The organism is Legionella gratiana, assembly GCF_001467695.1.
Taxonomy (GTDB): Bacteria; Pseudomonadota; Gammaproteobacteria; order Legionellales; family Legionellaceae; genus Legionella; species Legionella gratiana.
The window spans coordinates 386,646-402,643 of record NZ_LNYE01000023.1; the positions used below are offsets into that span (position 1 = coordinate 386,646).

The following is a 15,998-nucleotide window of genomic DNA, read 5'->3' on the forward strand; positions in this document are numbered from 1 at the left end:
ATGCATTGCGCTAAGTTTTTATTTTTTGATGTTCGTATTCACTAATTACGGCATCGATGCTTTGAATTAATTCTGCAAAAGGAATGGTTAGTTCCTCGATCGAGGCTGCATGAGCAGCCATTTTTTCTACTTGAACTACATTTTTTTGTAACGTAGGTACACCGCTAAAACAACAGGCTCCATGAAGCTTATGAGCGGCTTCGCCTAATTGCTTCACCTTTTTTTCATGCATGAGTTGGATAAACTCTTCGCGATTTTTATACAACTCTTCTACAAATCGAGTCAAAAATTCTTCTGCAAGCGCTTGATTTCCAGAAGCTTTTTGGACACACAACTGCCAATCTATTGCAGGGTGTTTTGCTTTATCTGCAATACGCAAGATTTGGATCAATAATTGTTTCTCATCTATAGGTTTTTGCAAACAAAAATCCACCCCTGATTTTTTTAAATCCGTATCATTTACATCTCGTCCATTGGCACTAATTAATACTATGGGTGTATGACGGTTAAATTCTGATTTTTGGCGGATCAGACGTGCTGCTTCTAGGCCATTTATTTTGGGCATATGTAAGTCAAGTAAGATGAGGCTGTATTTCTTTTCATCACACACCGATACAGCCATTTCTCCATTGTCAACTGAGGTAATGTTGGCACGAGTACCTAGTAACGAGTCAAGAAGCATTTTGTTAACTGGATTATCCTCTGCTATAAGAAGATCTGGGTGTAGGAAACGTAATTGCTCTCTTAAACCCTCTAACTCATGGGTGGCTGATTTTTCAATGTTCTCTTGATTTGTTAATGACTCAATAATATCTTGGAGCTTTTGAATGCTAATAGGTTTATATAAAAATCCTTGCGCTCCAAGTGCTGTATAATCATTAATAAGCCATTTGGAGATCAGCACATAGGGAAAGTAATTATGTTCCGCTATTAGTTTAGTAATTTGTTGTTCGTAGCCTTTATTGATATTAAGAAATGCGATCTTGCAGTCTTTATTGTTTTTCAGAGCATTAGCGAGTTGATGCAATGAATTGACCGCGATACATTCTATTCCCCAATAGCCTAAACCATTACAGAGGGCTTCTAAGTGTATCGGATTATCGTCAAAACAAAGCATTTTAAAAGAAGCAAAAGGATGCACTTGATTTTTTTCTACCTCGTAAGCAACTAATTTTTCAACTTTAATGTAGGCAGTAAAAACAGAGCCTTTATTGAGTTCACTGGCAAAAGTGATCCGGCCCTTCATTTCTTCACAGAGCTTTTTGCAGATAACCAAACCCAGCCCTGAGCCACCGTAACGACGGGTAATGCTTGTATCTGCCTGATTAAACGCGGTAAACAATTTGCCTTGATCTTCTGGCGAAATACCTAGGCCCGTATCAGTAATTGTAATGCATAAAGTGTAATCTTTATCGGTTTCCTGATCTACTTTAGTGCGAATTAATACATATCCGTGATCGGTAAATTTAACTGCATTAGTGACCAAGTTACTAATAAATTGCTTCACTCTGAAGGGATCGCCTAAAACAATTTTAGGTACATTGAGTTCGGTTATAGGAATTAGATCTATTCCTTTTTTATGAGCATTGGGTGCTGCAAGTGCGAGTACTTCATCGATACAATGACGAATGTTTAATGGAATACAATCCAAATGAAGTTTTCCAGCATCAATTTTTGAGAAATCAAGAATGTCATTAATAATTCCTAATAAATCTTGGGCTGAAGATTTAATGGTTTTTACATAATCTAACTGCAGCGGATCGAGTTTGCTTTCAAGCAAAACATTAGTGAAACCAATAACTCCATTCATTGGTGTACGAATTTCATGACTCATATTGGCAATGAATTCTGATTTTTGTCGGCTTTTTTCTTCGATTTTTTTCTTTTCAAGGGAAAGTTCAATATTTTTTTCTTCTAGGAGTTCTAGGCTTTGCTGTAAATCAGCAGTGGCTACTTCGATGTGATGATTCAAATCGCGAATGGTTTCAAGGTACTTTTTTTGCAGATGGGAACAACCTTGCTCAATTATTCCTAATTCACCGGAGCTGGTGGTTTTTATTTCTGTTTCAAACTCATTACGCAAAATTTGTTTCATGCTCCGTCGTAAGCGAGAAATGGGTAAATAAATCTGTTTCGAGAGAAAGTAATGAATGGTTAATCCTACTAATAATCCAAATAAAGTAATAAAAATAGTGACAATAAGCATCTGATAACGTTTGATTATCATGGAACGAGTATCGATATCAATAGACAACCACCCAAGAATATCATCAGCACGAGAGGCCATAGGGCTTAACAGTTTTTTAAAGGAAGAGTTGGAGTACAAATTGAATTTTGGAATTGTAACAGGGGCTATAAAATTAATAGTAAAAGGGTTAATTTGTTTACTTTTAATGTAATCGCCAGTGAATTTAGGGGGAGTAAATGGTTTGCTTAGTGAGTGTTTGCCGCCACGATAAGCAAGGAGTTGTCCATCGCTACTGTAAAAAGCAAGTGCTTTGACTTCAGGATTAATTGTTGATGCATTGATTAAACCTTGTAAGGTTCGATCATCACGACGCAACATAGCATACTGAGCGGCTGGAAGTAACTGTCGAATATATGCCTCACCTAGGCGAGACATGTGTTGTTTTAAGTCATTACCAAACAGCCCATTATAAAAAATGGCAAGAAGCAAGGCGACAAGAAAAGCAGGGATTAGAGTAGTAATTCTCAGTTGATACTTAACACCAATGCTTTTCAAGATAATTCACCAGATGGTTTGGATATTATATTTAAGCTCATCGGGAAAAAACAAATCTTTCCCTTTCACCCAGGCTACAAAGTCAGTTATTATAGCCCGATTATTTTATTCCTTACAATGTGGAAGCGATTATGACTGTGAGAACCCGATTTGCACCAAGTCCGACTGGATATTTACACGTGGGTGGAGTAAGAACTGCTTTATTTTCATGGCTTTATGCAAGACGTCATGGTGGTGAATTTATTTTACGTATTGAAGATACGGACCAGGAGCGCTCTACTCAAGAATCTGTCCAAGCAATTTTGGAGGGTATGGCTTGGTTGGGTATGAATTATGATGAAGGCCCTTTTTATCAAACAAAACGTTATGATCGATACAATGGTGTCGTACAGCAGTTATTAGATGAAGGCAAAGCATACCGATGTGAATGCAGTAAGGAACGTCTGGAAGCTTTACGAGAAGCTCAAATAGCTGCTAAAGAAAAGCCTCGTTATGATGGTCATTGCCGCAATAAAAATTTACCCGTATCTGATGCTCCTTTTGTCATTCGGTTTAAAAATCCTGATCAAGGTATGGTATCGTTTCATGATCAGGTTTACGGTGAAATACACGTGGCTAATAGTGAATTAGATGACTTAATTTTGATACGTTCCGATGGTCATCCTACCTATAATTTTGCCGTGGTGATCGATGATATAGATATGAAAATCACTCATGTAATTCGAGGTGATGATCATATTAACAATACACCGAGGCAAATAAATTTATTTCACGCATTAAATGCGCCTATACCCGTATTTGCTCATTTGCCAATGATTTTAGGTGAAGACGGTAAACGTTTGTCCAAACGCCACGGTGCAGTGAGTGTATTGCAATTTAAAGAGTTAGGTATTTTACCTCATGCTTTATTAAATTATTTAGTTCGTTTAGGTTGGTCTCATGGGGATCAGGAGATTTTTAGTATCGAAGAGATGATAGCCTCTTTTGATTTAAAGAACGTAAGTCGAGGGGTTTCTAGTTTTAACTATGAAAAATTATATTGGCTCAATCAACATTATCAAAAAAATGATCCGGTTGAGGACGTGGCCAAAGCTTTGTATTGGCATTTTGAAAAGGAAGGAATTAAACTGGAGCAAGGGCCAGCATTAGCTGATTTGGTGACTATTCAGGCTGAACGATGTAAGACTTTAGCTGAAATATGTCAAATGAGTACGTATTTCTATACTGATTCAATTGAATATGATGAAACCGCAGTAAAAAAACATTTACGCCCTGTTGTCTTAGCTCCTTTAACTGCACTTTATGAGCGCTTGAAAACAGTAGAGCTTTGGGAAAAGGAGCATTTGCAAGAATGCATTAATGACATCAGTGCAGAGTTTGATATCAATATGGGAAAAATTGCACAACCTTTAAGAGTAGCGGTAACGGGTTCAGGTATGTCGCCACCTATTGATATGACTTTGACGTTATTAGGTCGAGAAAAAGTATTAACTCGTCTTGCTTCTGCGTTGGAACAACTAAAAATAAGATCGGATGGAAACTTATGAAATTAAAATTACATCAATTGGGTTTCGCTGTAACAGCATGTTCTACTTTTTTAATTGCACCGGCTTTTTCTGCTAGCCCTAATGCTTCAACTAATCTTACACAACAATTTCAACAGGAGGTTGATAATTATTATAAGGAATATAGTGAAAAGGAAAAGTTTACAGCAATTGCTGCTTCGGTGTTGATTCCTCAGAATCGAGCGAATAATAAGCAAGAGGTTCAAACTGTAGTACACGGAACTATGGGGTATCCGCCGTTATCCCAGCCAATTACTCTAAATAATTTATTTGATATTGGCAGTATTACTAAATCATTTACTTCATTACTGTTATTGCAATTGCAAACGGAAAATAAATTGTCTTTAGACGATCATTTGGGTAAATGGTTGCCACAATATCAAAATTGGAAAGATGTGACTTTGCGTCAATTATTGAATATGACTAGCGGTATTCCGAATTATTCTGAAGATGATGAGTTTTCGCAAAAAATGGAGGCTCATTTAGAGACTGTTTGGACTGATGAAGAATTACTTTCTTATGCTCATCCTGAAAAGCCACTTACCAAAAAAGAGAATCAATTTGAATACTCTAATTCAAATTACATTTTGGCCGCCATGGTTATCGAAAAAGTAACTCATGATACTTTTGCAAATCAATTGAAGCTACGCATTATGAATGAGAAAAATGGCTTAAATGATATGTATTATCTAGCGGGTCCAGATGGACAAGCTAGAGCAAAAGCAATTCAAGAGCGAAGAGTCCATGGTTATTATTATGATGAAGAAAAAAATAAACTTATTGATACCATTACTAATGATTTGTCTTGGGCTGGTGCTGCTGGAGCAATTGTAAGCAATACCGAACAGGTATTACATTGGGTGCAGTTGCTTTATCACGGAACATTAATTAATCCTATTTATAGAGAAAGCGCCTTAGCCGATTTGGAATCGGTTGTATCTATGAAAACCGGAAAAACCATTTCTACGGTAACAGAAAATGATCCTTTAGCATTTGGTTTAGGTGTGGGTTATTATTACGATAAAGAACTCAAGCAACGTTTTTGGTTCTATGAAGGCAGTACTTTGGGGTATAGATTCGCGTATACTTGGCAGGCTTGTAATAATGTGACCACCGTTGTCGCTTTAAATAGCAAAGCCGGGGAGGGGAATCCTGATTCTAAATTGGGTGATGCGATTAAAAAAGCGAATGTTAATTTACATAAAATTATCTTGAAAAATTATCCTGAATTAAATTGTATTGGTGATTGAGTTTTATTGGTTCATTCTATAAAGTGATTTAAATAAAAACAAATTGTAGTCTTTCATTTACTGAATGTGCTACAATTTGTCCTTTAAGATTTAAAATGACCAAATATGTCAATTACAATCAATAAGCAAACTGATAAATTCTTTATTTCAATCAATAAGCAAGGAGTGCACTCCTTTGTAATGTTGGGTGTTTATGATCAAAATAAAGCGAAACATTTGCTTTGTCGTGTTGGAAAATTTGGTGATAATGAGGATAAAGATCCAAATTGTGCTTTAGTGACGAAATTTTTGTGTAATGCCCTTTTTTATAAGAATAAAGCTAAATTAGGGGATGAAGGAGTTACAAGAACAAAAAAAGGATCAACGCCTATAACGTACCAAGCTTATGATATTACTTATGCTCAATATTTGGAATTTATACAAACGTTAGAATCATTACAAACGGATGATAATAAATTTTTGTGCTATAAACCCGTTGCAACAAATGATAATGAAATTACTTTTGAGCTTAGTAATAACCTGTCTTTTCCTCCTCAACCAGAACATCGAATTAAGAAAAATGTTACAGAATTGCACGTCGGTAATACCTGCAGACATTCTGCAATAGCTTTGGTGGAGGCCACCCAGCATGCACCTGTTGCATCTTTGATATCCTCCCACTTTTTGACGAGTTTACCTTATAAAACAGTATTAGATTACGGTAAGCCGAGTGATGATATCCCGTTTTATGTTCTTCCTGCTCCTCCTGCTGCTTTTTCTGAACTAGGGAACGCTGAAACAAAGATAATCACCAAATTGTATCAACGCATGGAGCATATGTTGTTGCTTGAACCCAATTCTCAATCTACTCAAGATAAGTTTTTGCGTTTAAAAGAATTATATTTAAATATAATTGGGCCACAAAAAAAATTATCTCTTACTGAGTTACTGAAAAGTATTCAAACTTGGAAGCAAGATAATGAATTAATATTAACTAGCTTACGAAAAAAATATTTTTGGGATTCATTTTTTACTCGAAAATCGGCTACTATGAGTTTAATTGAAGAAGTGGAGCGCGATCTTCAAGTGGCCCAAAAAGGTCACTGCCATAGTTAAGGAAAACCCTCTCTTTCCTCCGTACAGCAGCTTATCCCTGAGAGATGGTCACATTTTGTGACCATCTCTCAGGAACAAGTCGCGGGACGTAGGCCGAGGAAAACAATTCCTTAACTTAATGGTAGTGCCCAAAAAAGTATTGTTGTTTTTTAGCTTGCTTGACTAAAACAAGAATTCTTGGATCTATTTTTTGTACAAGAATTGGGGCGATTTACCTATTTGTATTGATTACATTGACTATTATCAAAGGAGTTGAAATGAAACTTTATTACACTAGATCAGCATGCTCATTAGCGGTACGTATCGTTCTTAACGAGTTAGGGCATGTCTTTCAAGAGGAAGAGGTCGATTTAAGGGCGAAAAAAACAAAAACAGAAGAGAATTATTTAAAAATTAACCCTAAAGGTGCTGTTCCTGCACTTCGTCTGGATAATGGGGATGTACTTACTGAAAATCAAATCATATTACAATATTTAGCAGATATCACCCCAGGTCAAAAGCTTTTAGCACCTGTAGGGGATCTCATGCGCTATCATACCCTGGAATGGGTCAATTATGTCGCTACAGAATTACATAAAACAGTAGGTATGTTTTTCAACCCGAATTTGCAGGAAGAAACAAAAAGCTTATTTATGTCTCTAGTTATGACAAGGTTGGACTATATTAATAAACACTTGGAAAAAGGTCCCTATTTGATGGGTGAGCATTTTACTTTACCTGATGCTTATTTGTTTGTCGTTCTAAGATGGGCCCATTATTTTAAGATGGATCTTTCAACCTATAAACATCTAGAACGATTTATGAAAGTTGTGGGTGAGCGTCCAGCCGTTGTGATGTCACTACAACAGGAAAAACTGTAATCCTAAATTCGGCAGTTGGCACTCGTAGTAGATTCAACTGCCAGTCTAGGGCAACTTATTAGCGGAGATAAACGTGTCTGTAACAGCTGATTTTCAAGGTGGATTAGATCTTAATTTTTTTGCAAAACGTGAATTTGAATCCACTGAGGGAGTTGAGCTTTCAAAACAGGCACCGATTATTGCCCGCAATGCTGCACGATTTTTGATGATGGGATGGACGGATTCCTGGACTCAATTTTTGACTCCAGCTGTACTTAAGGCTGTTTTTTTGAAACGGGATCATGAGTTATTAAGGGAATTGCGTGTTGCTTTTCAGCACGGTTTTTTTGAAATTTTTGAACAACTTAAAGAAAAAGAACTTACTGAAGAACAAAAAGAACAAGTTCAGCTGTATCTAAGTAATTGTTTAACCCTGTTGCCTTATGGTGATTTAACTCCTTATGAATCGATTAAAATTCCTCAATATATTGAGGGGAAATGGGAGATGGTTGAATATCAAATTACCCCAATTGAGTTAACAGATGTATCAGGTTGGCGACGTTTTTTCATCCAAGACAAAGATCGTGTTTTTGCTTATGGCCTAGAACCTCTTTTTCAAAAAAAAGCAGAGTCTCATTTAATTTTTATGGGTACAACTTATCCTGCTGGGCAAGGTTTTGTACCCCAAGTAAATACTGATTCCAAAGGTTTTGAAACAGTAGGCAAATCCTTATATCGGACAGGTCGAAAACGAGTACAAGAGTGGTTAAGCCAGCAAGAACATAGTATCCATGTATGCGGGGTAAGCCTGGGCGGTTCTTTAAGTTTATTACTTGCTATCGATCAAGGGAATTATAAACTATCACGAGTTGACGCATTAAATCCTGCAGGACTTCATGATGCTTGGTCTAAAAGTCGATATGACTATTGGGATGACTTAAGTGATAAACCCAGAGTAGTAGTACAAAAGCAGGGAGATGATCCTGTTTCAGCTTTTGGAATCTGGAAGAAGGACTGGGATATTTTCCATGTCATTCCACCAAAAGATAAACGCGGTCCGATTAGTTTTTGCGATCATTTTCTAAATTATGCGGGTTTTGCCGGTACTCAATTTAACTACATTAAAGCAGAGCATGATAACTCCAAACGTTTAGCGCGTAATTTTTGGCTTTATTCTCTGGGTAGAAGTCTAATTTATTATTGCTTTTTAGTACCCTATACTTATTTAGTTCGACCATTCATTAACTTAGTGGCGCAAAATTGGGTATTGTCGGCACATATATTAGCATTTAGTGTAGCTGCAGGTCTTACAATGGCTGGAATTATACCCGGACTCGTTTTTTTAGGAGTTGCTGGAGGTTTATTAGCAAGCAGTCTAATAGGTTCCACACTATCCTCCATAATAAAGGATTCAAAAAAGTCTACTACTAAGAACCATTGTGTAGAAAAAGGACTTGCAGAATTACATGATCCTTCTCTTCCTCGAAATCCAACTATGGATATCTATAATGAGGATAATGCGGTAGAGGTTGATTTCACTTATCAACAAATACATACTTACTATCAGCTGATGCGCTCTTTGAAAAACAAGGATTTTTTACCTAGTGAAGAAAAAGAAAGCAAGCATGTAAAAGGAATGACCAAAAAAGTCTTACTGGAAAACAGTCAAGATCCTAAAAATGCAGATGTTGTTATTTCTTTTAAAGTGACTAAGGCTAAAGCAGCACACATGCACCATACTTTATCTTTTGTTCAGAAGTTAGGTGCTGATCATGAACGATTAAAGTCAGTAGTGGATAAAAGTTATTCGGACTATCGTATGGGTAAATACGCTTAATGGTAACGTTCGTTTAGTGACGTAAAAGATATGGAAATACCACATTTTACGTCGAGCTCACGTTAAATAGAACATGGAGGTTTATTTTGCCTACTGGAGCTGTTTTTAAAGGAGGTCTTGAGTTAAAATTTTTTGAACAAATGGAATTTGAAGACGTTGACGGTGTGGAATCCTCGCAACAAGAAGCGATTCTTGCACGTAATATATTGCGCTTTTTTACAATGGGGTGGACAGAGTCATGGACTCAATTTTTGACACCATCCGTTTTGTATTCGTTTTTTGTAGAACGTAATTCCAATTTATTGCGAGAAGTGCGTTTTGCCATGCAACAGGGATTTTTGGTGCTTTTTAAACAGTTACACGAGAAAGCGTTAACTCCAGAGCAAGGCGAACAAGTTCAGCTTTATTTGAGTAACTGTTTGTGCATGCTTCCTTATAGCGATTTGACCCCTTATGAATCTTTTAAAATTCCTCAATATATTGCGGGGCATTGGGAACTGGTTGAATATCAGGTTACTCCAATTGAGTTAACAGCAACATCAGGTTGGCGTAGTCTATTTATATATGACCATGACCGAGTTTTTGCTTATGGCTTGGAGCCTCTTTTTCAAAAAAATGCAGAATCTCATTTAATTTTTATGGGTACAACTTATCCAGCAGGTCAAGGTTTTTTAACTCAGATAAGAACAGACGCGAAAGGTGTTGAATCAGTAGGTAGTTCCTTGTACCAAATAGGTCGAGAAAGAATACATGAATGGTTAAGTCAGCAGGAAAATACCATTCACGTATGTGGAGTAAGTCTTGGCGGGGCATTAAGTTTGTTGCTTGCCATTGACAAAGGGAATTATAAATTATCAAGAATTGATGCATTAAATCCTCCAGGTCTTTATGATCCGCTATTTAAAAGCGGTTATGATTACTGGGATGAGTTATCTGAAAAGCCAAAAGTTGTGATACAAAAACAAGGTGATGATCCGGTTTCAGCGTTTGGCGTCTGGAAAAAAGACTGGGAAATTCTGCAAGTGACTCCACCTAAAGACAAACAAGGACCTAATGCCTTTTGTGACCATTGTTTAAATTATGCAGGATTTGCAGAAACGGAGTTTAGGTATGTTGCCGCAGAATACGATAATCGCAAACGAAATACGTCTTATAATTTAATCAATGCTCTTGCGAGAACTTTTGTTTATTATAATTTTTTAGTTCCATACACTTATGTTTTTCGTCCACTTGGCTATTTTGTATTAAATAAGTTTTTTATAAGAGAAGATAATAGGACGGTTGAGAATAATTCTGAACTAGCTAAGATTCATCGGCCTACGCTTTTACGAAATCCAACCATGGATATGTACAATACTAATAATTCAATTGAAATGGATCTCACTTATAAGCAGATCAGTACTTATTATAAAGTAATGCGTTGTCTGGTAAAGAAAAAGGATTATTTATCGAATCAAGAGTCTGAAAGTAAGCATGTGCAAGACATGAGTAAAAGAACCTTATTGGAGAAAAGTTTAGCACATCAAGGATCGGATGTTGTCGTTTCTTTTAAAGCGACCAAAGCTAAAGCGGCTCATATAAAACATACTTTAACCCTAATTCACCAAATAGGTTTTGATAATCAGGAATACTTAAAACGGACCCTAGAGAAGTCCTATCAGAGTTATTGTCTTGGTAAACAGAGTAGTTAAATGATAGGTCTGATGCTCATCATATCAAGATCTTGGGAGATAGAATAGACCCCCTGCTTTCGCAGAGGGTGATGAGATTCTTATTTATAAAGATTACTTACTTAACACGTTATCTGATCTCATTATCAGGCTATTTTTAAAAGCGATAAATAAGATGTGCTGCAACGGAGTAAAGAAAAGGATAATAAGCATCTACCGGACTAAGTTGAGATTCACCATAGCCGGCAGTGAAGTTTCCAGCTATTTCGCCCATAATATGTTCCGCAAAATTATAATTTACTCCAACAGTAAAAGTAGGTCCAGGATTCCAATCATTCACTATAAGATCTCTACGATGTACTCCCGCGACTCCAGCACCTGAGAAAATTTTCATTTTAGAATGAGGAACAGGTACCATCAGTTTACCAATTAAACTGAGTGTTTCAGTATGGGTGGTTAAAGTTTCTGCTCCTTCATGATAAAAACTGAAGAGACTCCAGGGATCAAAGTAGACGTTTGCGTCAGCAAAGCGCATATAACTGGCTTCAATCGCAAAATAATGCGTAAATTCATATCCTGCTAAAACACCCCAGGCACTCCCTCCTTCTTCAACTTCTATTGGAGTAGATAACATCAATGCTGCATTTTGATTTTCTTTAGACGGAACTAAGCCATCCCAGGTAGTTGAACCATAACCAGCAATAGCTCCAAAATAAAAAGGGTGTTGTACAGGCGTTTCTTTATGTGCCACACTTAAGGGGGCATATAAAAATAAGTAAGCTAATAGTGATAATTTCAATAGTTTAACAAGCACAATAAATACTCTAAGAAATATAAACTAATCAGAATTTTCGTTGGGGCCGAAGCCCAACTTGAAAATGGCTTATTATTGAATAATAAATTTAAAACGGCTCACAAACTTTTGCGCAGTTTTTAGCTTTGTCATTAGGACCTGATTTATAACATGTCCAATTAGCAACACAATCTGCAGGAGTAGTTTCGACTTGACGTGAGCATGCTGCTTCTAATGAACCATATATACTTGTCATTTGCTTATATAACGCCTGCATGTTTTGACATATAGGTAGAGGTAATCCTTTAGAGGTACAATAACAAGTTGCAGTTTTTTTAAAAGAAGAGCAAAAATCTGGGTGGTCGATTGGTAAGGCTTTACCACAAGCAGCCGCAAAAGTAACAGCACTAAATAGAAATAATAATCCTGCAAATATTGTTCTTATCATTCGTACTCCTCCTCAATTATAGATATTTATAGCGGCATTTACTGTATCAGAAAAACAGATGGTCTGCAAAAAGAAATCGATGATAAATGGATAAGTTAAATGGATTATTATTCTCTAAATTTTGGGCAGGATTCGATCCAACCATTTGGGTAAGTACCATACCCAATTTTTAAAAATTGCCATTGTTGCCGGTACTAAAAAGCTACGGATTAAAAAAGCATCTACGAAAATAGCCACCGCGATACCCAGTCCAAATGCTTTAACCATTAATACATCGGCGACTAAAAAAGAACCACTAATAACAATAACGATAAGTGCTGCACTGGTAATAATACGACTGCTTTTTTCAATTCCAAAAACGATGCTGTTATTATTATGCTTTGTTAACTGATGAGCTTCTTTGATCCGGGATAATAAGAACACTTCATAGTCCATAGAAAAACCAAATAAAGCACAAAATATGATCACTAATAAACTAATGTCCAACATTTCTTGGGGTTGAAAATTCAGCATTTGCGACAGATAGCCATCTTGAAATACCAGCACTAGTGCTCCGTATGAGGCGCAAAGACTTAATAAAGTCATCACAATTGCTTTTAGCGGTAAGAATAGTGATCGTAATAATAGAAGAAGTATCAAATAAGAAAATATCATAATCCATAGAATAGCGTAGGGGAGAACATGATAAATACTTTTTAGCACATCACTATTACTTACAGCAGTTCCAGTGAGTTCTAATGTTAATCCTGAACCAATTTTCATATGATATAATTGAGTAATTAGTTTTTTAGTTTCGGGTGAATCAGGGGGATATTTGCTTACGACTCGGATGACTGTTAAATGTTTCGTTGTTGTTGTCTCTAACAATTGTTTTACCCGAGCATCGAGTAGTTTTTTATTCATATGATATAAAGTGTAATATTGGCTTTTTTTCACGTCTGAATCACTGCTGATAATGCCATTTACTTCTTTCACTAAAGGATTTTTTTCTAATTTATGAACGAAGTCATATATCTTAGAAAGATTGCGCCGAGATAAAATAGACGAAGAAGGTGATTCAACTACCACTACAATAGGATTGAGTTCTCCAATATTAAATTTTTCAGCATAGGTATCATAAAAAGCTCTATTTGCTGAGTTCTTAGGAAAAATCCGGTAATCTGATATTCCGAAATTAGCCTCTAAAAATGGATATCCTAGTAATAATAAAAAAATAAGAATGGGAAAGAAAAATCGATAAGGGTGGTTGACAACCCGTTCCGCTAACCAACGCCAATAACTGGAATGATTTTTATTTCTAAAAATACGTACAGAGAGGAAATTTATCTTTGTCTTTAAGACAGCAAGGATTGCTGGTAAAAGAATGGTCGAAATTAATACGGCGTAAAACACAGCAGCTAATCCACCTACTGCAACAGAAAATAGGATATTAACCGGAAATAGGAATAAGGCACTAAGGCTCACGAAAACCGCTAAACCGCTAAAGAAAATTGCTTTTCCAGCGGTTTCTTGGCTTGTTGCAATAGCTTCTTCAATGCTTGAGCCATTTTTCAATTCGTCTCTAAACCGACTGATAAAAAATAACGAATAATCCAGACAAAGACAAAGTCCTAATAATAAAGCAATATTTATTGTGAATATGGAAAGTGTAAAAGAATGACCTAAAAAGTATAGGGTAGTCAAAATAATTAATGCACATCCGCCTCCCAAAATAATGGGAAGAGTTGCAGCTACTACTGAACCGAAAACAACGACTAGAGTAACGATTGCTACAGGTGTAGCAATGAAATCCGCTTTATACAGGTCGGTCTGGGTTTGCTTGTTTACGTTTTGTACAAAAAGTGGCTCGCCCCCGATCTGCATGGTCATATTGGTGGGTTTTTTGATAGCGTTTTTAAATTGCTTGAGTAACTCATCACTAATTGGTTTATTTGTTTTTATGATGACCGCAACATAGGCAGTATGTTTGTCCTTTGAGATCTGATGTGTGTCATCAGGATAAATTATTTCATACTTGATCGGAAAATCTTCTAATTCCGATAATGATCGTTTCATTTTCTTCTTAAATAGAGAACGAGTGGCTAAAAGTTTGGGACTGTGATACATGACAATGAATTGATTTTTATCATCATAGCCGAGTTTTTGATCCATATAGAGTTCTGCTTTTGCACTTTGAGAACTTTCATCAACGAAACCTGTTGTTTTAAACGGAGCAATGATGTGTGGCAAAAAGGGAATACAGGACAAGATAACGAGTACCCAAAAAATGATAATGGGCCAACGTAATTTATTAATTAACTTTCCTAATCGGTACGACAATGTTTTTTTGTGCATTTTTCCAGTCGGAGTATCCAAACTCATAAAAATTAATGACTCTCTAAATATATTAGTATAAATTAATCAGTATGTGTAAATTAATGAGAAAAAGCCATTTATGCATCATTATCAGGATTTAATCAATCTTTTTGAGACTTGTTTTGCTAATGAATACAATACAAAGCTTGTAAAAGGTGATGATGAACCTATTTACTTACCTGCGGATGCAAAGCGTCCTTATCATGCTTTATGTTTTGCTCATGGTTTTTTCAGTAGTGCTTTACATGAATGTGCTCACTGGTTAATTGCTGGGGAAGAACGCAGAAAACGGGTTGATTTTGGTTATTGGTATATGCCTGATGGGCGAAATGAAGAGCAGCAAGCGGAGTTCCAATGTGTAGAAGTAAAGCCACAAGCCTTAGAATGGATACTTTCTAAGGCTTCGGGGTATAAATTTCATATAAGTATTGATAACTTAAATGGTGTTGAATCAGATACAGTATTGTTCAAAAAATTGGTATATAATCAGGTCAACCATTACTGTAAGCAGGGGTTATCGCTACGCGCGAAAAAATTTAGAGATGCTTTGTGTTCTTTCTATAACCAATCTCCTGTTTTAAGAGAGGATGATTTTTCTTTAGAAGAGCTATAGTGACTGGATTTTACTGCATTCAAATCCGACCTTTCACCAAGAATCAAGTATTCTTTCTGTTCATGATCTGTCTCTTGATCTATCTCATCAAGAGACAGCTGCTTGCGCAGAGGGTGACGATGCTCTCAATACCGTCTCCTTCCGCAAAAGCGGAAGGTCTAAAAGTAACAAAGTTTTGCTCTAAACTTCACTTTGCAGTCATACGCTTGGTCGTAAAATGAATAAAAAGATCCAAGCGAAGAGTAAGATAAAAGAAATAGATTACTTATTGAGCAATGGTTACATTTATAAAGAGAGGCTATTCATCTATAAAGCTATAAATGAGTAGGCCATAGGTGATGAACAAAAGCATGGTCCATACTATCAATTCAAAGTGGTTATATGGAATATTTAGCTCAAACTGATTTTGAAAATATAAAGAAAAATGGTCTATATGATGAAAAATTAAACTGTATAAATTTTGTGGGGATCTCTTAGAGAGCGGCCTCTCTTGGAATCAAACATCGTTCCTCATCCGAGGACTTTGAGAAAGGCCCGCGAGCAAGTCAAATCGATGGTTATCGATGGGGTTTCTCCCTTAAAAATCAAACGTTACTTGCATCGATGGTGTCATTGGTGGGTTAGAACAAGCACAAGTTGGCACTACATTGACTTGCTGTTATGGTTTTTGAAGGTTTGTTGGGACAGGCGAGCGGCAGGGTATGCCCTGAATCTTATACACATCTTGCAAAAAGATGTTTTGCATGATCAAATGTCTTTTATTTTTACGTGTAAAAGCCATGGAATTAGA

Annotated in this window: 11 protein-coding genes and 1 pseudogene; 8 read left to right on the plus strand and 4 right to left on the minus strand. The window is 36.4% G+C overall.

Annotated elements, in window-relative coordinates; genetic code table 11:
* Window positions 1-10: 10 nt before the first annotated feature.
* Window positions 11-2,746, minus strand: a complete 2,736-nt coding sequence (letS, locus tag Lgra_RS12535; RefSeq protein WP_115385439.1) for a two-component system sensor histidine kinase LetS — start codon at window positions 2,744-2,746, stop codon at window positions 11-13.
* Window positions 2,747-2,874: 128 nt separating this feature from the next.
* Between letS and gltX the strand changes: the two genes are divergently transcribed.
* From gltX to Lgra_RS12565, 6 genes are all read left to right on the plus strand, one after another.
* On the plus strand, window positions 2,875-4,290 hold the full coding sequence (gltX, locus tag Lgra_RS12540; RefSeq protein ID WP_058499610.1) for a glutamate--tRNA ligase: 1,416 nt from the start codon (window positions 2,875-2,877) through the stop codon (window positions 4,288-4,290).
* Entirely contained in the window at window positions 4,287-5,558 is a 1,272-nt protein-coding gene (locus Lgra_RS12545) for a serine hydrolase domain-containing protein (protein ID WP_058499611.1), read from the plus strand. The genes gltX and Lgra_RS12545 overlap by 4 nt, the downstream gene beginning before the upstream one ends.
* A gap of 105 nt (window positions 5,559-5,663) precedes the next feature.
* Entirely contained in the window at window positions 5,664-6,653 is a 990-nt protein-coding gene (locus tag Lgra_RS12550; RefSeq protein WP_058499612.1) for a hypothetical protein, read from the plus strand.
* Window positions 6,654-6,910: 257 nt separating this feature from the next.
* Window positions 6,911-7,513: a glutathione transferase GstA gene (gene gstA, locus Lgra_RS12555; protein WP_058499613.1), complete on the plus strand. Its 603-nt coding sequence runs from the start codon at window positions 6,911-6,913 to the stop codon at window positions 7,511-7,513.
* Between the two features lie 73 nt (window positions 7,514-7,586).
* On the plus strand, window positions 7,587-9,329 hold the full coding sequence (locus tag Lgra_RS12560; protein WP_058499614.1) for a hypothetical protein: 1,743 nt from the start codon (window positions 7,587-7,589) through the stop codon (window positions 9,327-9,329).
* A gap of 86 nt (window positions 9,330-9,415) precedes the next feature.
* On the plus strand, window positions 9,416-11,020 hold the full coding sequence (locus Lgra_RS12565; protein ID WP_083502907.1) for a hypothetical protein: 1,605 nt from the start codon (window positions 9,416-9,418) through the stop codon (window positions 11,018-11,020).
* 136 nt (window positions 11,021-11,156) lie between these two features.
* Here Lgra_RS12565 and Lgra_RS12570 read toward each other — a convergent pair whose 3' ends face one another.
* From Lgra_RS12570 to Lgra_RS12580, 3 genes are all read right to left on the minus strand, one after another.
* Window positions 11,157-11,813, minus strand: coding sequence for an outer membrane beta-barrel protein (locus Lgra_RS12570; protein WP_058499615.1), 657 nt, complete (start codon window positions 11,811-11,813; stop codon window positions 11,157-11,159).
* An 88-nt stretch (window positions 11,814-11,901) separates the two neighbouring features.
* Window positions 11,902-12,240, minus strand: coding sequence for a hypothetical protein (locus Lgra_RS12575; protein ID WP_058499616.1), 339 nt, complete (start codon window positions 12,238-12,240; stop codon window positions 11,902-11,904).
* 114 nt (window positions 12,241-12,354) lie between these two features.
* Window positions 12,355-14,601: an MMPL family transporter gene (locus Lgra_RS12580; protein WP_058499617.1), complete on the minus strand. Its 2,247-nt coding sequence runs from the start codon at window positions 14,599-14,601 to the stop codon at window positions 12,355-12,357.
* Between the two features lie 73 nt (window positions 14,602-14,674).
* Between Lgra_RS12580 and Lgra_RS12585 the strand changes: the two genes are divergently transcribed.
* Both Lgra_RS12585 and Lgra_RS18340 read left to right on the plus strand, forming a co-directional pair.
* Window positions 14,675-15,208, plus strand: a complete 534-nt coding sequence (locus tag Lgra_RS12585) for an elongation factor P hydroxylase (RefSeq protein ID WP_058499618.1) — start codon at window positions 14,675-14,677, stop codon at window positions 15,206-15,208.
* A gap of 490 nt (window positions 15,209-15,698) precedes the next feature.
* A pseudogene (locus tag Lgra_RS18340) lies at window positions 15,699-15,998 on the plus strand (hypothetical protein); the annotation flags it as partial.